This is a genomic window from Megasphaera stantonii, from assembly GCF_025567065.1.
In the GTDB taxonomy this organism is placed as follows: Bacteria; Bacillota; Negativicutes; order Veillonellales; family Megasphaeraceae; genus Megasphaera; species Megasphaera stantonii.
Genome location: NZ_JAOQKD010000004.1, coordinates 129,636 through 146,249, shown reverse-complemented (window position 1 = coordinate 146,249; position 16,614 = coordinate 129,636). Strand labels below are relative to the sequence as shown.

At 57.9% G+C, this 16,614-nt stretch carries 17 protein-coding genes, 1 CRISPR repeat array and 1 riboswitch; all 17 genes read left to right on the top strand.

Going from position 1 to position 16,614, the window contains the following annotated elements:
* Window positions 1–179: 179 nt before the first annotated feature.
* A CRISPR array of direct repeats spans window positions 180–505; the repeat unit is 26 nt; unit sequence TGTCTGCCGCATAGGCAGTTTAGAAA.
* A gap of 274 nt (window positions 506–779) precedes the next feature.
* Window positions 780–960: riboswitch (cobalamin riboswitch) on the top strand.
* Window positions 961–1,073: 113 nt separating this feature from the next.
* The 17 genes from OCV58_RS04285 (at window position 1,074) to OCV58_RS04205 (ending at window position 16,612) form a co-directional block, all read left to right on the top strand.
* Window positions 1,074–1,694, top strand: coding sequence for a MotA/TolQ/ExbB proton channel family protein (locus OCV58_RS04285; RefSeq protein ID WP_154877051.1), 621 nt, complete (start codon window positions 1,074–1,076; stop codon window positions 1,692–1,694).
* Window positions 1,691–2,104 (top strand): ExbD/TolR family protein, encoded by a 414-nt coding sequence (locus OCV58_RS04280; RefSeq protein ID WP_095628908.1) that lies wholly within the window; start codon window positions 1,691–1,693, stop codon window positions 2,102–2,104. Before OCV58_RS04285 ends, OCV58_RS04280 begins: the two co-directional genes overlap by 4 nt.
* Window positions 2,101–2,862 (top strand): TonB family protein, encoded by a 762-nt coding sequence (locus OCV58_RS04275; protein ID WP_154877050.1) that lies wholly within the window; start codon window positions 2,101–2,103, stop codon window positions 2,860–2,862. The genes OCV58_RS04280 and OCV58_RS04275 overlap by 4 nt, the downstream gene beginning before the upstream one ends.
* A gap of 31 nt (window positions 2,863–2,893) precedes the next feature.
* On the top strand, window positions 2,894–4,783 hold the full coding sequence (locus tag OCV58_RS04270) for a TonB-dependent receptor plug domain-containing protein (RefSeq protein WP_154877049.1): 1,890 nt from the start codon (window positions 2,894–2,896) through the stop codon (window positions 4,781–4,783).
* 21 nt (window positions 4,784–4,804) lie between these two features.
* Window positions 4,805–5,779, top strand: a complete 975-nt coding sequence (locus tag OCV58_RS04265) for an ABC transporter substrate-binding protein (protein ID WP_154877048.1) — start codon at window positions 4,805–4,807, stop codon at window positions 5,777–5,779.
* Window positions 5,776–6,768 (top strand): FecCD family ABC transporter permease, encoded by a 993-nt coding sequence (locus OCV58_RS04260; RefSeq protein ID WP_154877047.1) that lies wholly within the window; start codon window positions 5,776–5,778, stop codon window positions 6,766–6,768. The genes OCV58_RS04265 and OCV58_RS04260 overlap by 4 nt, the downstream gene beginning before the upstream one ends.
* A 5-nt stretch (window positions 6,769–6,773) precedes the next feature.
* Complete coding sequence (locus tag OCV58_RS04255) at window positions 6,774–7,559, top strand: ABC transporter ATP-binding protein (RefSeq protein ID WP_154877046.1); 786 nt, start codon at window positions 6,774–6,776, stop codon at window positions 7,557–7,559.
* A gap of 10 nt (window positions 7,560–7,569) precedes the next feature.
* A complete protein-coding gene (gene cbiD / locus OCV58_RS04250; RefSeq protein WP_154877045.1) occupies window positions 7,570–8,706 on the top strand; it encodes a cobalt-precorrin-5B (C(1))-methyltransferase CbiD in 1,137 nt (378 codons plus the stop codon).
* Entirely contained in the window at window positions 8,703–9,407 is a 705-nt protein-coding gene (cobI, locus tag OCV58_RS04245; protein WP_154877044.1) for a precorrin-2 C(20)-methyltransferase, read from the top strand. Before cbiD ends, cobI begins: the two co-directional genes overlap by 4 nt.
* Before the next feature lie 9 nt (window positions 9,408–9,416).
* Window positions 9,417–10,175: a precorrin-4 C(11)-methyltransferase gene (cobM, locus tag OCV58_RS04240; RefSeq protein ID WP_154877043.1), complete on the top strand. Its 759-nt coding sequence runs from the start codon at window positions 9,417–9,419 to the stop codon at window positions 10,173–10,175.
* Window positions 10,176–10,223: 48 nt separating this feature from the next.
* Complete coding sequence (locus OCV58_RS04235; protein ID WP_087478679.1) at window positions 10,224–11,288, top strand: cobalt-precorrin 5A hydrolase; 1,065 nt, start codon at window positions 10,224–10,226, stop codon at window positions 11,286–11,288.
* Window positions 11,285–12,016 carry a precorrin-3B C(17)-methyltransferase gene (cobJ, locus tag OCV58_RS04230; protein ID WP_154877042.1) on the top strand — a complete coding sequence of 244 codons (732 nt, stop codon included), beginning with the start codon at window positions 11,285–11,287 and terminating at the stop codon, window positions 12,014–12,016. The genes OCV58_RS04235 and cobJ overlap by 4 nt, the downstream gene beginning before the upstream one ends.
* On the top strand, window positions 12,013–12,777 hold the full coding sequence (gene cobK / locus OCV58_RS04225; RefSeq protein WP_087478681.1) for a precorrin-6A reductase: 765 nt from the start codon (window positions 12,013–12,015) through the stop codon (window positions 12,775–12,777). The genes cobJ and cobK overlap by 4 nt, the downstream gene beginning before the upstream one ends.
* On the top strand, window positions 12,774–13,988 hold the full coding sequence (gene cbiE, locus OCV58_RS04220) for a precorrin-6y C5,15-methyltransferase (decarboxylating) subunit CbiE (protein WP_095628896.1): 1,215 nt from the start codon (window positions 12,774–12,776) through the stop codon (window positions 13,986–13,988). Before cobK ends, cbiE begins: the two co-directional genes overlap by 4 nt.
* Window positions 13,985–15,373, top strand: coding sequence for a cobyrinic acid a,c-diamide synthase CobB (locus OCV58_RS04215; RefSeq protein ID WP_267312784.1), 1,389 nt, complete (start codon window positions 13,985–13,987; stop codon window positions 15,371–15,373). The genes cbiE and OCV58_RS04215 overlap by 4 nt, the downstream gene beginning before the upstream one ends.
* The gene (locus tag OCV58_RS04210; protein WP_154877041.1) at window positions 15,363–15,995 is read left to right on the top strand and encodes a precorrin-8X methylmutase; all 633 of its coding nucleotides are present in this window, start codon (window positions 15,363–15,365) and stop codon (window positions 15,993–15,995) included. Before OCV58_RS04215 ends, OCV58_RS04210 begins: the two co-directional genes overlap by 11 nt.
* A 161-nt stretch (window positions 15,996–16,156) precedes the next feature.
* Window positions 16,157–16,612 carry a MarR family winged helix-turn-helix transcriptional regulator gene (locus tag OCV58_RS04205; RefSeq protein ID WP_158099982.1) on the top strand — a complete coding sequence of 152 codons (456 nt, stop codon included), beginning with the start codon at window positions 16,157–16,159 and terminating at the stop codon, window positions 16,610–16,612.
* Window positions 16,613–16,614 lie beyond the last annotated feature (2 nt).

The following is a 16,614-nucleotide window of genomic DNA, read 5'->3' as shown; positions in this document are numbered from 1 at the left end:
CCTACAGGCGGCTCTGGAGGATACCTCCATTGCTGGGTGACTTCACTCATATCAGGGCCTGCAAACCATTTTGCGAAAAATACTTGACACTACCTTTGCTGATTCTGTCTGATTTTTATTAATCGGATTTAAACCTGCCCTATCCAACATATCTTTCGTAGCTTGGAAACGTACCGAGTTGTCTGCCGCATAGGCAGTTTAGAAATATCTGAAAGCGCATTATCCTGCCGCCTTTATGTTGTCTGCCGCATAGGCAGTTTAGAAATAACAAAAAAAGCGGCATTTCTGCCGCTTAATGGTGTCTGCCGCATAGGCAGTTTAGAAATTCTGGGAAGGGGACGTCTTTCCAGGCATATAGTTGTCTGCCGCATAGGCAGTTTAGAAAAAGACCATCTCTTGGTCTACGATGGGAACAACGTTGTCTGCCGCATAGGCAGTTTAGAAAATAGACGAAACCACAGGACTACCCGATACTCAGTTGTCTGCCGCATAGGCAGTTTAAAAAATTGAAGTTGTGTGAAAACTAGGGCGAAACGAATCGTTCGGCTGCGGACATTGGCAGAAAATGGCGGCGGGTACCGTATTGCGTACATGATGCAGATCACAGCTGCCGAAGGAAGGAAAGGGACGCTGCGACGTCCCCATCAAATAAATCCCATCTACCACTTGATACTGTCGGGAATGTACATGGTTTTTGTCTTTTATGACGAAATGGAGCCGTTCGTACCGAAATCCGCGTATTGACAGGCCCTAGGGGGCATGCTATAGTTAATTAAAATCTATTTATATGCAGGTCAGGTGTCGCAGACTTAATAGAGAAGTCCGGTGAAACTCCGGCGCGGTCCCGCCGCTGTAACGAGGAGCGATGCTGCAATATGTCACTGTACCCCATTGGGTATGGGAAGGCGCAGCGGAGCGATGAATCTGAGCCAGAAGAACTGCCTGACTGATAATCACCGATAGACCTGCGAGCGATGGGAATGGAGATTCAATGTTGCGCGAATAGCCGTGAGGGATATCCTTGCGGCTTTTTTGATTTAGGAAATGGTGACGGCATTGCCGGGGAGGGAGATATGGAATCCATAGCAGAAGGCCTGCAGTTGTTTCAAAGGGGCGGCATCGTCATGTACGCCCTGCTGGCCTGTTCGTTGTTTGTCGTGTACGTAGGTGTCGAGCGGTGGCTCTTTTATCAGCGCATGGACGCCGGGAAGGCTTTTGCCCAGCAATTTTACACGTACATGAAATTGAAAAAATATGACGAAGCCTGCGAAGCGGCCCGTCGGGGGCAGGGCGGTCTGGCTTTGATTGTGTCCGATGCATTTGCCTATGACGATGAGCGGCGCGGCGCCTTTGTCGAAGTGCAGTCGGGCGTATTACTGGCCAAGCTGCGCAGCCGCTTGTATTATTTGAGCGTCATCGTCACCATGGCTCCCTTGCTGGGGCTTCTCGGGACGATCAGCGGCATGATTACGTCGTTCAGCATTTTCAACGTCGAATCGGGTCAAGCTATCGCCATTACGGGCGGCGTCGGCGAGGCTCTCGTGGCGACGGCCTTTGGGCTGTGCGTAGCCATTCTGGCTCTGGCAGTTCACGCCTATTTTACGCAGCGCCTGGACCGCATCATTACGGACATGGAATTGTGTTTTTCTGCTCTTGAGCTGATGCCGCGCAAGGAACGGGAGCGAGTATTATGAGACTGCGGGACAGACGGCAATTTACGAAGCCGGAGGTCATGATCATCCCCATGATCGACATCATGTTTTTCCTCCTGGTTTTCTTTATGATCAGCACGCTGTACATGGTCGACTTGAAGACTGTCGGCGTTGATTTGCCCCAGGCTGTCCACGCTGAGGCCCAGACGAAGGTCAACTACGTCGTGACGATGAAAAAAGACGGGACGCTATGGCTGGAAGATAAGAAAATCAGCCGCGGTGATTTAGTGCGGCAGGCTGCCGAAGCGCAGCGCCGCAGCGGGCAGTTTTCCGTCGTCATCCGAGCCGATCAAGGATTGGATTACGGACAAGTCATGGCCCTGCTCGATGAGCTGAAGGGTGCAGGCGTTACCCATTTCGGCCTGGCTGCGGAAAGCGGCGGTGCGAAGTGAGGCGCGAGGACAAGGATAAGCGGCTGGCTCTGTTTGTCTCGCTGGCTGTCCATGGGACGCTGTTTGTCGTACTGGCGGCGGTTGGCGTGTTTACCTTTATCCAGACCCGTTCCCAGGTCGAGCCAATCGACGTGACGGTATATAATGAAGATTCGATGAACAACCTGCCGAAATTGGGCGGCGGAGACGGCGCCCCGACGTATGAAGCGCCGGCCAGCCCGATGCCGGCTATCGACGAGTCCTATACCGAAGAGGTGCAGGAACAGCGGGAGGTACAGAAAATCATGGCCGAGACGGGCGTCGACGCCGCCCAGGCTAAGGAAATCGCGGCGGCTCATAAAACGCAATCCGCGGCTGGGCAAAGCCCTTCGTCGGATGGACAGGGCCGCGGTGCAGGGCAGGGAGCGTCCGGTTCGGGGAGCGAGTCTGGCTCCGGCGGAAGCGCTGCCGGTGTTCCCGGCGGCGACGGACTGCGGCCGGCGACGAAAGCCCGCCTCGTATCGGTACCCGACGTGAATTCCTATTATCCGGAAGAACTGCGGCGGAAAAATATCGGCGGAACCGTGACGGTTCACATCGTCGTCAGTGCGGACGGCTCCGTTGCCAGCGCGTCGGTTTCTGCTTCGTCGGGATATGCGGCCATGGACGAGGCGGCCGTGCAGATCGCCTACGGCTGCGTGTACGAACCGGCGCAGAACAGCTACGGTCAGGCTGTAGCTTCGGAAAGAGAGCTGAATATTCCCTTTCAAATACGTTAATGGTACTATATAGTATATAAGGAGCACATATATGACATCACATAAAACGCTGCTTTCGCTGATCTGCTTGTCGCTGGCAGGAAGCATACCTGTCGGCGCGGCAGCAGCGGACGCAGATACAGATACAATCGTCGTAACGGCCGATCGCTATCAGCCGGTGCTGACGGCTCAGGCGTTGCAGGAAAAACAGTCGAACACGGCAGTCATCACGGCAGAAGATTTGGAACGCAATCAATATATCGACGTGCAGACGGCGCTGGAACAGGTAAACGGCGTCACCGTGACGGAACAGGTGCCGGGAACGTCGGCCTACATCCGCCTGAACGGCGACGACCGGGTCCTCGTCCTCGTCGACGGCCAGCCTATTACCAATCCCCAGAGCGCCGCCTATGGCCGCGGGACCGTCGATTTGCAGACCTTGCCCGGTGTCGATCATATCGAACGGATTGAAGTGACCAAGGGCAGCGGGTCCGTCCGCTACGGCAGCGGCGCTGTCGGCGGCGTCGTCAACATCATTACGAAACGAGGCGGCCAAAACCGGACGACGCTGGACGTCAATACGGGATCGTGGGGAACGCATAATTACTCCTTGACGACGAGCGGCTCCAGCGGCAATACGTCATGGTACGTCACGGGCAGCCTGGGCCATCGGAAGTATTACCAGTTCAACGACGACGGATACGATACGGATGAAAGCCGCGGCGATTACAATAAGGATTCCCTGACGGCCCGCATCGACCAGAAACTGAACGACAGCAGCTCCTTGACTTTTTGGGCTGCCCATACGAATTTTCAGGGCCATGGCTCGACCTTCGACGACTCCGATGAACGGCCGGGCTTGCAGACGATTACGGCCAACAAGCGGATTGAGCGGCTGAACAACAACTACAGCCTTACGTATACCTTTGGTGAAGACGGCGATACACCGGGCTTTATCCGCTATTTCAATAACTATTCCAAAAATCTTTGGACCTACCATTTCCATTCCCGCTACCAGGGTGTGCAGGCTGAAAACAGCTGGAAGCTGGGTGATCACAACGTGCTGACGGTCGGCGTAGAATGGACGAAGGATGAAGGAACTAATGCAGAAGTTGGTTACGTAGACAAGGAGCGGACAAACCGGGCTCTCTACTTGGAAAACGTCATGACCTTTGGAAAATTAAATATTACTCCGGGCGTTCGTTTAGATGATAACAGCGAATTTGGGTATCATAAAACGCCGCGCATTGCTATGAATTACCAGCCTAACGAAAAATGGAATGTCTATGCCAATTGGAGCCGTGTTTTTGCTGCACCGAAATTAAATGATTTATACTATTATTTAGTTAGCTCTAGAAAAACGTCTAAAGGGAATCCGAATTTGAAAGCCGAAACAGGATATACGCAAAATCTTGGCGTTACATATCAATATGATGAAAAAACTCAATTCAACGTTAATTTCTTCCGCAGCAGCTTGAACGACGCTATTCGTTGGGAGCGTAGTTCAACGTATTCAGAAGTCCGTAATTTGAATAAAGAAGAAAAGCGCGGCGTAGAAATTTCTATGAATAAGACTATCAACGACAAGTGGGATTATGAATTAGGCTATTCTTATATTCATACGAAAATTAATGAAGGCGATGGCAAGGGAATGCATGTCGACGAATCATTCAACCGCCCCAACGGCTATCATGCCGGCCTGCATTTCCACAACAAAGCTTGGAAGGTCAATATGACCATGAACGCCGGCACGGGCCGCGACGACGATTACTACATGCATGGCTCCTACGTAACGTGGGATCTCGGCGTAAGCTATGACGTTACGAAAGATTTTACCGTATACGCCCAGGTGAATAACCTGACCAACGAAGGGTACGACATGTACCACGATTACCCGTCGGCCGGGCGGTTCTGGCTGGCCGGGGCGAAATACAGCTTTTAACCAATGACAGGAGGGGATAGGATGCATACGAAACGGTGGTTCCTTTGGGCCGGTCTGTGTTTGTACTTGTTTGCCCTGTTTGCCGCCGGCTGCGCGCCGCAGAACGCCGCGACGGCCCAAGGAAACGGGCAGGCTGACGGGGCCTATGCCGTCATTACGGACGATATGAGCCGGACCGTACGGCTGGCAGAGAAGCCGCAGCGCGTCGTCGTCCTGTCTACGTCTTTATTGAATATGGCCGACGCCCTCGATGGCGAGCTGGCCGGCCGGGCGACGGTCAAGGCCGAAGATGCCGAGCTGCCTGAGCGATACGCAGCGGTGCCGGACGTAGGGCCCGTATACAACGTGAGCGTCGAGAAAATCATCGAGCTCCAGCCCGATCTGGTCGTAGCCAGCGAGGTGCAGCACCAAAAGCTGGTGTCCTTGCTGGAGCAGAACGGCATCCCCGTCATCGCCCTGCGCAGCAAGACCTATGACGACGTAAAGCGGAATTTAGCCGTCTTCGGGACAATTTACGGCAAGAAAGAGGCGGCCGAGGCTCGGGCAGCGGAAATGGATGAGGCTATAGAAGCCATCGTCGCCAAAGCGCCGCAGGACCATAAAAAGGTCGCTATTATCCACGCGACGCCCAGCTCGGTGACGGTTCAGCTTGACAGCAGCATTGCCGGCTGCGCGGCTAAAATGCTTCATCTGGATAACGTCGCCGCCGACGCCCAGACCAGCGGAACGATGGAAAAGGTTCCCTACAGCATGGAAGCACTGGCAGAGAAGGACCCGGATATTATCTTCTTCACCTCCATGGGGCCGGCAGAAAAAATAGAAGAGCGGATTCGTCAGGATGTCATGTCGAATCCGGCATGGGCGACGCTGCGGGCCGTGAAGGCAGGGAAGGTATACGTTTTGCCTGAGCGGTACTTCCTCCTGAATCCCGGCCTCGACTATCCCGACGCCGTAGCCTATATGGCCCGGCTTGCCTATCCGGAGGCCTTCTCATGATAGGGCCGCGCAACCGCCTGGCCTGGCGCTGCCTCATGCTGGTTCTCTTTGCGGCAGCGGCCCTCGCCGGCGTCGTCGCGTCTGTCGCCCAGGGGGCGGCAGTGATTCCGCCCGGTCAGGTGCTTTCTATTTTATGGAATCCAACGGCCCAGACGGCCGACCAGATCGTGTGGAACCTGCGCCTGCCCAGGGCGCTGACGGGAGCTATGGTCGGGTCGAATTTGGCCGTAGCCGGAGCTATCTTGCAGGCGGTCATGCGCAATCCCCTGGCAGACCCCCATATTATCGGAATTTCTGCCGGCGCAGGCATTACGGGCATCGCCGTCCTTGTCCTGTTTCCGGCCATGACCTATCTCATGACGCCCGTGGCGTTTCTCGGGGCGATGGCAGCGGCCGGAGCGATTTACGCTCTGGCCTGGAAAAACGGCATCAAGCCGGTGCGGATTATTTTAGCCGGCGTAGCCGTTTCGGCCTTTTTGAGTGCCGGCATTTCGGGGATTCTCGTATTTTACAGCGATAGGGTGCACGGTGCGCTGTTGTGGATGGTCGGCGGTTTTTCGGCGGCCAGTTGGAATGAAGCGGCTGTCGTTGCGCCGTACTGGTGCGCTGGCTTGCTGCTGGCTTTGATTGGCGCTTATTACCTCAACGTCCTGCAGCTCGGCGACGACATGGCCCGGGCTCTGGGACTGAATATCGAGCTGGCCCGGGTGCTGCTCACGGCGGTGGCCGCCTTATTGGCCGCCAGCTCGGTCAGCGTAGCCGGCCTGCTGGGCTTTGTCGGTCTCGTCGTACCGCACATGGTGCGCCTTCTCGTCGGCACGAATTACAGCTATATCATTCCCGGCTCGGCCTTGCTGGGCATGGCCGTCGTGACGCTGAGCGATACACTGGCCCGAGTGCTCTTCGCGCCGGTCGAACTGCCGGCGGGCCTGATCATGGCTTTCATAGGCGCGCCGTTCTTTTTATTTCTCCTGCGGAAGGAAGTGTGACAGCGATGGATTACGCCGTTTCGGCAGAGCATCTGTCCCTTTCCCTGGGAGGCAGGGATATCCTGCGCGATGTTACCGTTTTTATTGAAAAGGGCAGCGTCACGGCCGTCGTCGGACCCAATGGCTGCGGCAAGAGTACGCTCCTCAAGGCCATGAGCCGCATGCTGCGGCCGGACAAGGGGACGATTACCATTTTCGGACGGGACATCACATCCTTCAGCAGGCGGGAGTTGGCCCGTCATATCGCCGTGCTGCCTCAGCTGCATCAGGCTCCCGACGACATGACGGTCCGCGAATTGGCGCGCATGGGGCGGTTTCCCTATCGGACGTTTTACCGCCCGGCGTCGCCGAAGGACGAATTGTATGTGGAAAAGGCCCTGCACGCCGTCCGGCTGGAAGACAAGGCTGACGCCGTAGTTCAGCAGTTATCGGGCGGCGAGCAGCAGCGCGTTTGGCTGGCTATGCTCTTGGCCCAGCGGTCGTCCATTTTGTATTTAGATGAGCCGACGACGTATTTGGACATGCGTCATCAGCTGCACATGATGCGCCTGCTGAACCATATAAACGAAAAGTTAGGACTGACCATCGTCGTCGTCCTTCACGATATGAATCAGGCTCTGCAGTACACGCAGCAGGCCATCGTCATGAAAGACGGAGAAATCGTCTGCACAGGACGTACAGCCGACGTGCTGACGCCGGATCTGATGCGCCGCGTCTTCGGTGTACAGGCCGAGCTGGTTCAGATGTCAGACGGCCGCAGGGCTTTAATCCCCCTGGGATTGGAACGATAAGGAGGGGCCTATGGATTTATTTTCCGTAACAGGCGGCAAAAAGCTTCGCTGCGGCTATACGACGGGCTCCTGCGCCGCTGCGGCGGCGAAAGCGGCGGCCCGCATGGCTCTGACGGGAGAGGCCGCAGCCGCCGTATCGATTACAACGCCGCAGGGCGTCGTGCTGACCTTGGAAATACAAGACAGCACCATGCGGCCCGGCAAGGCGCGCTGCGCTGTCGTCAAGGACGGCGGCGACGACCCGGATATCACGAACGGCCTGCTCGTCTATGCCGACGTGGCCTTAACGGCTCAGGGCGTGGCTATTCGCGGCGGCGAGGGTGTCGGCACGGTGACGAAAGCCGGCCTTGCCTGCCCTGTCGGCGAATGGGCTATCAATCCCGTACCGCGCCGCATGATTTGCCAGGCTCTGGAAGATGTAGGGACAGCCTGCGGCTATGGCGGCGGCTTTGCCGTGACGATTTCCATTCCCGGCGGCGAAGAGGTAGCGAAGAAGACTTTCAATCCCCGCCTGGGCATCGTCGGCGGTTTATCTATTTTAGGGACGACGGGCATCGTCGAGCCCATGAGCGAGAAAGCCCTGGTCGATACGATACGGCTGGAAATGGATTCCCGCAAGGCTGCCGGCGACAGGCATTTGCTGGCTTTCTTTGGAAACTACGGCGTCGATTTCAGCCGCAGCCGGCTGGGTGTCGACGTGTCCAGGCGGGTGACGATCAGCAACTACGTCGGCGAGCTTCTGGACTACGGCCTGTATTGCGGCTTTGAGGACATCCTGCTCATCGGCCATCTGGGCAAGCTGGTCAAGGTAGCTCAGGGTATTATGAACACGCATTCAGCCTATGCCGACGGGCGCACGTCTTTCCTGGCGCTGGCGGCTATGCTGTGCGGTGCGTCCCGGAAGACAGGACGGGCCGTATACGACGCCGTGACGACGGACGAAGCCGTGCGCATCCTGACGCAGGAAGGGCTGCGGGAGGCCGTCATGGCCTTTACGTGCCAAAAGATAGAATATTACATGGAGCAGCGCGTTCATGGCGAAGTGCAGACCGGCGCCGTCCTATTTTCCAATACGTACGGCGTCCTGGGATATACGAGCCGGGCGAAGGAGCTGCTGCTGCATCATACGACAAGGGAGATACTATGATGAAGGGAACCTTATATTGCATCGGCGTCGGGCCGGGCGACCCAGAGCTCATTACGGTCAAGGCGTTAAAACGCATCCAAGCCTGTTCGGTACTGGCCGCTCCGCAGGGACGGGCCGGCGTAGGGACGGCTAAGGATATCCTGCTGCAGGCCGTCGCCGCGATGGCCGACGTAGATTTGCAGGAAAAAGATATATTGAACATCGATTTTCCCATGACCCGCGACGAAGCTGCTCTGGCAAAAGCCCATGCAGCCGGTGCGGCGGCGCTGGAAGAAAAGCTGGCGGCCGGACGGGACGTCGCCCTCATTACGCTGGGCTGCCCGACGATCTACGCGTCGAGCCTGTACGTCCAGCGCATCGTCGAAGAACACGGCTACGCGACGAAGATCATCCCCGGCGTGCCCAGCTTCTGCGCCGCCGCAGCCCGATTAGGGCAGCCCTTGTGCGAAAAGGACGAAACGCTGACGATCATTCCCGGCAATCGGAGCGACCGCCGGGAGCTGCTGGCCATGGACGGCAGCAAGGTCGTCATGAAGCCGTCGGGGCCGCTGGCTGATTTGAAGCAGGATTTGGCCGCCGCCGGCAGGCTGGACGCCGCATCTATGGTCGAGCGGTGCGGCATGGCCGGGGAAAACGTATATACGTCGCTGAAAGACGCAGAAGACGGGCCGTATTTTTCCGTCGTTCTGGTCAAGGAATAGGAGGCTGACATGGTACATTTCGTCGGCGCCGGACCAGGCGCGCCCGACTTGATCACCTTGCGGGGAAAATCCCTGCTGGAACAGGCCGATGTCATTATTTACGCCGGATCTCTGGTGAATCCGGCTCTTTTGGAGTATGCTAAAGAGGGATGCGTCGTGAAAAACAGCGCATCTATGACCTTGGAAGAGGTCATTTCTGTCATGGAACAAGCCGAGGCGGAAGGAAAGATCACGGTCCGCCTGCATACGGGCGACCCGTCCGTATACGGAGCGATCCGCGAGCAGATGGATATCCTGGCGGAGAAGGGAATCGCCTTCGACGTCGTGCCCGGCGTCAGCTCCTTCTGTGCAGCGGCGGCGGCTCTGCAGGCCGAATACACCCTGCCCGGCGTAAGCCAGTCCGTCGTCATCACGCGCATGGAAGGGTGTACGCCTGTGCCGGACCGGCAGAAAATCGCCGATTATGCCGCCCACCAGGCGACGATGGTCATTTTCCTCAGCGCCGGCTTGCTGGAAGGACTGCAGGAGGAACTGCAGAAAGGCGGATACGACGGACAGACGCCGGCAGCGATCGTCTACAAGGCGTCGTGGCCGGAAGAACGGGTCTGCCGCTGCACTGTCAGTACGCTGGCCGAGACGGCCAAAACACAGGGCATCGACAAGACGGCCCTCATCCTCGTCGGCGAGTTTCTCGGCAGCGCCTATGACAGAAGCTTATTATATGATCCTGCGTTTACCCACGGGTATCGCCAAGGAAAGAGGAAATAAGGCGGCCCGGATACGGCAAGGTATGCCCGTACGAGGAGGCAGATTGGTATGGAAGCAGTCGTTTTTTCATTTACCGCCGCGGGGACGGCGCTGAGCTTGCGCATCGGCCCCGTATTATCTGAATTGGGATTCATCGTAACCCATGAAACGATGAATAAATTTATTCCTATGAACCCGGCCGTGCTGCGGCCCTTTCCACTGAATGTAGCCGAAAGCGTCCGCCTGGCTTTCCGCAACGCCGAGGCCCTCGTCTTCGTCGGCGCGGCAGGCATCGCCGTGCGCTCTGTCGCTCCGCAGCTGCGGGGCAAGGAGAAGGATCCGGCCGTGCTGGTCGTCGACGAAAAAGGGGAATACGTTGTTCCCCTGCTGTCCGGCCATATCGGCGGGGCGAACAACATCGCCCGGTATCTGGCGAAGGGATTAGGCGGCCATGCCGTCATCACGACGGCGACGGACGTCAACAATCTCTTTGCCGTCGACGAATGGGCGGCAGTGCAGGGACTGCGCTTGTCGTCTCTGACCGACGCCAAGGCCTTCGCCGCGGCTCTTCTCGAACGGGGACAGGCTGGCTTGTACAGCGACTTTCCCTTAGGCGGCGACGTGCCGGCCAGTCTGGTGCAGGCCGAACAGGGCCCGGCAGGTCTAGCTGTTACGGTAAAGGACGAATGCCATCCCTTCGCCGTGACCGTCGTAGCCCGCCCGCCGATCCTGCACATCGGTGTAGGCTGCCGCCGCGGCGCGAGCGCCGATTTCATCGCCCGCCGCGTCGGCGAGGATATGGAACAGCTCCACCTGAGCTGGGATGCCGTAGCCGATGTCAGCACGATTGATATAAAGAAGGACGAAGTAGGTATTACGGAATTTGCCCGGGCACGCCATCTGCCGGTGCGCTACTATACGGCGCGGCAGCTCAACGACGCGCCGGGAAAATTTATTTCGTCAGGCTTTGTGCGGCGCGTCGTCGGTACGGATAACGTCTGCGAACGGGCAGCCGTCTTATCCAGCCATGGCGGCCGGCTGCTGCTGGAAAAATCGGGCCGCGACGGCGTAACTGTAGCCATTGCCTGCGAAGAATACGTCGTCCAGTTCGGCAAGAAGGAGGACAAGGTATGAAGCATACGGTGTATGTCGTCGGTATCGGGCCGGGCGGCCCTGCCGGCATGACGGCCGAGGCTCGTCAGGTGCTGGACCGCTGCGACTGCATTATTGGATACACTACGTATATTGGACTGATAAAAGAAGAGTACTCTCATAAAGAGCTGTTAGATACGGGGATGACGAAGGAAGCCGACCGCTGCCGCTTGGTCATAGACAAGGCCCGCGAAGGCAAGACGGTGGCCCTCGTTTCCAGCGGTGACGCCGGCGTGTACGGCATGGCCGGCATCATGCACGAAGTGGCGGCGGACTGCGATGACATCGACGTCGTCGTCGTGGCCGGCGTGACGGCGGCCTGCTCGGGGGCGGCTCTGCTGGGCGCACCTTTGACTCACGATGTCTGCCTCATTTCCCTCAGCGACCTGCTTACGCCCTGTGAAGTCATCGAAAAGCGCCTGCGCTGCGCCGCTGAAGGCGATTTCGTCATCGTCCTGTACAATCCGGCCAGCAAAAAACGGGCTGACTATCTGCGCAAGGCCTGCCAGATTATTCAGGCCTATCGGCCGGGGAATACGCCGGCCGGCGTCGTCCGCTATATCGGCCGCGACGGCGAGACGGCGGAGATCACGACGCTGACACAGCTGCAGGACATGGTGCTGGATATGTTTTCCACCGTCTTTATCGGCAACAGCCAGACGAAGGTGCTGAAGGGCAAGATGGTGACGCCGCGCGGGTACGTCCTGTGACGGCCGTCTGGATTGCCGGCGGTACGACGGAAGGCCGGCTGCTGGCAGAATACGCGGCGGGACTGCCCCTGACGGTATACGTGTCCGTCGCCACGGCCTACGGCGCGGCCCTATTGCCTAAGGCTGATAATATCCGCGTCGTCACGCGGCGCATGGACCGGCAGGCTATGATTGCCTTTCTGCGCGGGTATCATATACGGCTGGCCGTCGACGCGACCCATCCCTATGCCGCTGCGGTTACGGAAAATATACAGGCCGCCTGCAGGGAAGATAACGTTCCCTATTGCCGCGTTGTCCGGCCCTGTACGGAGCACGGCGGCGTCGTCACAGTCGACTCGATGGAAGGGGCGGCGGAAATGCTGAGTCATACGACGGGAAGGATATTCCTGACGACAGGCAGCAAGGATTTGGATATCTTCGCCGCCGTTCCCGATTACAGGGAGCGCATCTACCTGCGCATCCTGCCCCTGCCGTCGTCGCTGGAGCGGGCGCTGAATCTGGGTTACGACCCGGCCCATATGATCTGCATGCAGGGCCCCTTTTCAGCGGATCTGAACGCCGCTATGTTTGCCCAGACCCAGGCGGCCTATGTCGTCACCAAGGATTCAGGGCAGGCCGGCGGCTATGGCGAAAAGGAAGAGGGAGCCCGTCGGGCCGGCGCCGTCCTTATCGTCGTGAAGCGGATGGCGGAAAGGGGAATTTCATTGGAAGACGTAATAAAACGGCTGCGGCAGGCAGCCTGCGGGGAGGGAAGGGCATGAAGGTATACATCGTCGGCATGGGGCCGGGACATCCTGATTTTTTGACGATACAGGGGAAACGGGCTGTCGAAGAAAGCCGGGTTATCTTGGGCGACAGGCGCATGACCGAGGCCTTTTCCTCCCTGGGAAAGAACATAATTTCAACGTATAAACCGTCGGAAATACGGCGCGTCTTAGCGTCTATGGAAGATGGAGACGGGCCGGCGGCCGTCGTCGTGTCCGGCGACGTCGGCTTTTTTAGTTTAGGTCGGCTGCTGACAGACATTCCGGGCTGTACGGTCATATCTTGCCCGGGCATCAGCAGCCTCGCGTATTTTGCCGCCAAGGTGCGGACGCCATGGCACGACGCATACTGCGTCAGCCGGCATGGCCGCCGGGAGTCCGTCGCCGCCGCCGTATACGGCCATCAAAAGGTATTCTGCCTGACCGGCGGCAGCGATACAGTATCTCTGATTTGCCGGGAGCTGTGTCAGGCCGGCTTAGGCCATGTCCGCGTCGATGTTGGACAGAATTTATCCTATGAAGACGAGCAAATTCTGTCCGGCACGGCGGAAGAGATGGCGGCGCAGGATATTGGCGGCCTGGCCGTCATGATGATATACAACGATCATCCCTTGCCGACGACGACGCCTGTCCACGGCCTGCCCGACGACGCCTTTGTCCGCAGCGGCGCACCTATGACCAAGCGTTCCGTCCGGGCTGTCGCCATTTCCCATCTGGCGCCGCAGGCCGGCGACTGCGTGTACGATATCGGATCCGGTACGGGGTCCTGCACGGTCGAGCTGGCTCGCCAGACTCCTTTTGGACATGTATTCGCCTTTGAAATCGACGAAGAGGCCTTATCCCTGGTGCAGGAAAACTGCCGCCGCTTCGCCGTGGAAAACGTTTCCATCGTCCCGGGCGACGCCGCCGAAACGATGGAGCCTATTCCAGCGCCGGACTGCGCCTTTATCGGCGGCACGAAGGGAAAGATGACGGATATCCTGGACGGCATATACGGAAAAAACGCGGCCTGCCGCATCGTCATGACGGCTATTACCATCGAGACGCTGGCTGATATTACGGCTTATTATAAAGAAAAGAAACGGTATACGCTGGATATTACGCAGCTCAGCGCAGCCGAGAGCCGGCGCGTCGGCCCGTACCACATGATGACGGGGCAAAATCCCGTCTATATCCTGACGGCGCTGCCGAAGGAGGGACGCCTATGAAGGAGACGAGGACGCCGCGGCTGATGATTGCCGCCCCTAAAAGCGGCGGCGGCAAAACGATCATCGTCTGCGCGCTTCTGCGGGCCCTGCAGAAGATGGGATTGACGGCGGCAGCTTTTAAGAGCGGCCCCGATTACATCGACCCCTTATTTCACAGCCGCGTCCTCCAGACAGCGTCTCATACTCTGGATTTGTTTTTATTCGGAAGAGGCGGGCAGGGGGCGGCGACGGCCCGCTATCTGCTGGCCTCAGGCAGCGACGGCGCAGATATCGCCGTATTGGAAGGAGCCATGGGCTATTACGACGGCGTCGGCACGACGAGCGAGGCCAGTGCTTATGATTTGGCTAAGGTCACGAATACGCCCGTCGTCCTCGTCGTCGACGGCTCCGGCGCGGGACTGTCCCTGGCGGCTCAAATCAAGGGGACGGCGGCCTTCCGGCGGGACAGCCGGATTGCCGGGTTTATCGTCAATCACGTCAAGCCCGGCGTGTACGCCTGCTTTAAGGACGCGTGGGAGAAAGAGACAGGACTGACCGCCTTCGGCTGTTTTCCCGACATGGCCGGCTGCGCCTTTGCCAGCCGCCATTTAGGATTGGTCACAGCCGGGGAGATTGAAGATTTCCGAAGTAAAATAGACGCGCTGGCCGAGCAGGCAATGCAGTCTGTCGATATGGACGCTCTCGTATCCCTGGCCCGGTCAGCGCAGCCTTTGCCGTACGAAGTGCCTGTGCTGGAGCCGGCAGGGCCTGCCCGCATCGCTGTGGCCAGGGACGAAGCCTTCTGCTTTTATTATGAAGACAGCCTGACCTTGCTGAAGCAGCTGGGAGCGGAGCTGGTATATTTTAGCCCTCTCCACGACGAAGGGCTGCCTGACTGCGACGGCGTCTACCTTGGCGGCGGCTATCCAGAGCTCTACGCAGAAGCCTTAGCAGACAACGCCGCGATGAAGGACAATTTAAAACGGGCCTTGTCGGGTTGCATGCCCTGCGTTGCCGAATGCGGCGGCTTTATGTACCTGTTGGAAGAATTTTCCGCAGGAGAGCAATCCGTTTCCTGGTGCGGCGTCCTGCCGGGAAGTTCGAAGATGACGGATCACCTGACCCGATTCGGCTACGTCACGCTGACGGCCGAAGAGGATACAATGCTCTGCCGCCGCGGCGATACCATCTGCGCCCACGAATTTCATTATTCCGACAGCACGGACAACGGCGCTGCCTTTACGGCCCGAAAGGCGTCGGGAAGGCGGTCGTGGCCCTGCGGGCGCAGCGAAGGCCGCATTGTCGCGGCGTATCCGCACATTCATTTCTGGAGCAATCCGGACTGGGCCCGCCGGTTCGTCGCCGCATGCCGTACGTACAGGGAGGAACGCCATCATGAAGATTGAACATATTTTGCCGGCTGACATCGAACGGCGCAGCATGGAAATTATCGAAGAAGAACTGGGAGAAATCTGCCTGCCGCCTATGGAAAAGGACGTTATTAAGCGGGTTATCCATACCAGCGCCGATTTCGAGTACGCCCGGACGCTGCGTTTCAGCGATGCCGCTGTGGAGCGGGGATTGGCTGCGTTGCGGCAAGGCTGTACTATTGTGACCGATACGAACATGGCCTGCACGGGCATCAGCCAGGCCGCCCTCGACAAGCTGGGGTGCCGCAAGGTCTGCTTTATGGCCGACGCCGACGTAGCTGCCGAAGCAAAGGCCAAGGGGACGACGCGGGCCGCTGCCTGCATGGACAAGGCCTGCCGACTCGAGGGGCCGGTCATCATCGCCGTCGGCAACGCGCCGACAGCCCTCATCCGCCTTCATGAGCTTATGGAGCAGGGAGACATACGGCCGGAGCTCGTCATCGCTGTTCCCGTAGGCTTCGTCAACGTCGTCTATGCCAAGGAGCTTATTATGGCCGGCAGGGCGCCTTATATTGCCGCTAAAGGCCGCAAGGGCGGCAGCAACGTCGCCGCGGCGATCTGCAATGCCCTGTTGTACAAGCTGACGCGGAACGCCTGACTTCATCAATATATGTATTCGTAAAGCCTGTCTTTCCCCGTGATGACGATAGGGGGAAGGACAGGCTTGTTTGTTCTTGTGCCGATGGGATAACTCTGTTATACTATATATAGATAGTTGATTAAGTCAACTGAATGGTTGGCGAAAAGGAGGCCTTACCTATGGATTACTCGCAGATACGATATACCTTCGGCGTGCTGAACCGCCGTTCCCAGGCTTATATTACCGACGCCTGCCGGCCGTGGCGCATCGGCTACAGCGAATATGTGCTGCTCGTCGAGCTGTACCGCGGCGACGGCTGCAGCCAGGATGAGCTGAGCAGGCAATTATCCGTCGACAAGGGTTTAATCGCCCGCTGCGTCAAATCGCTGGAAGAAAAAGGCTATGTACGGCGCAGGCAGGATGAAAAGGACAAGCGTTTTAAATATATTTATCTGACAGAAACGGCCCGGCAAGCTCAGAAAGAACTGCTGCGCCTGTCGGAAATATGGATTCGAGCCTTGACCAAGGATATGGATGACGCTCTTATAGAAACTACGATACAGGGGATGACGAAGGCGGCGGATAACGCGGCCTCCCTGACTTGGAACAAAGCCGACGGAGAAATGGAGGGATGACA

Bases quoted from the DNA above. Each gene is read 5' to 3' on its own strand.
- cobI (WP_154877044.1), top strand. From the start codon at position 8,703: ATGATGAAGGGAACCTTATATTGCATCGGCGTCGGGCCGGGCGACCCA.
- OCV58_RS04235 (WP_087478679.1), top strand. From the start codon at position 10,224: ATGGAAGCAGTCGTTTTTTCATTTACCGCCGCGGGGACGGCGCTGAGC.
- OCV58_RS04215 (WP_267312784.1), top strand. From the start codon at position 13,985: ATGAAGGAGACGAGGACGCCGCGGCTGATGATTGCCGCCCCTAAAAGC.
- OCV58_RS04280 (WP_095628908.1), top strand. From the start codon at position 1,691: ATGAGACTGCGGGACAGACGGCAATTTACGAAGCCGGAGGTCATGATC.
- OCV58_RS04285 (WP_154877051.1), top strand. From the start codon at position 1,074: ATGGAATCCATAGCAGAAGGCCTGCAGTTGTTTCAAAGGGGCGGCATC.
- OCV58_RS04205 (WP_158099982.1), top strand. From the start codon at position 16,157: ATGGATTACTCGCAGATACGATATACCTTCGGCGTGCTGAACCGCCGT.
- OCV58_RS04210 (WP_154877041.1), top strand. From the start codon at position 15,363: ATGAAGATTGAACATATTTTGCCGGCTGACATCGAACGGCGCAGCATG.
- cbiE (WP_095628896.1), top strand. From the start codon at position 12,774: ATGAAGGTATACATCGTCGGCATGGGGCCGGGACATCCTGATTTTTTG.
- OCV58_RS04255 (WP_154877046.1), top strand. From the start codon at position 6,774: ATGGATTACGCCGTTTCGGCAGAGCATCTGTCCCTTTCCCTGGGAGGC.
- OCV58_RS04270 (WP_154877049.1), top strand. From the start codon at position 2,894: ATGACATCACATAAAACGCTGCTTTCGCTGATCTGCTTGTCGCTGGCA.
- cobJ (WP_154877042.1), top strand. From the start codon at position 11,285: ATGAAGCATACGGTGTATGTCGTCGGTATCGGGCCGGGCGGCCCTGCC.
- OCV58_RS04265 (WP_154877048.1), top strand. From the start codon at position 4,805: ATGCATACGAAACGGTGGTTCCTTTGGGCCGGTCTGTGTTTGTACTTG.
- OCV58_RS04260 (WP_154877047.1), top strand. From the start codon at position 5,776: ATGATAGGGCCGCGCAACCGCCTGGCCTGGCGCTGCCTCATGCTGGTT.
- cobM (WP_154877043.1), top strand. From the start codon at position 9,417: ATGGTACATTTCGTCGGCGCCGGACCAGGCGCGCCCGACTTGATCACC.
- cbiD (WP_154877045.1), top strand. From the start codon at position 7,570: ATGGATTTATTTTCCGTAACAGGCGGCAAAAAGCTTCGCTGCGGCTAT.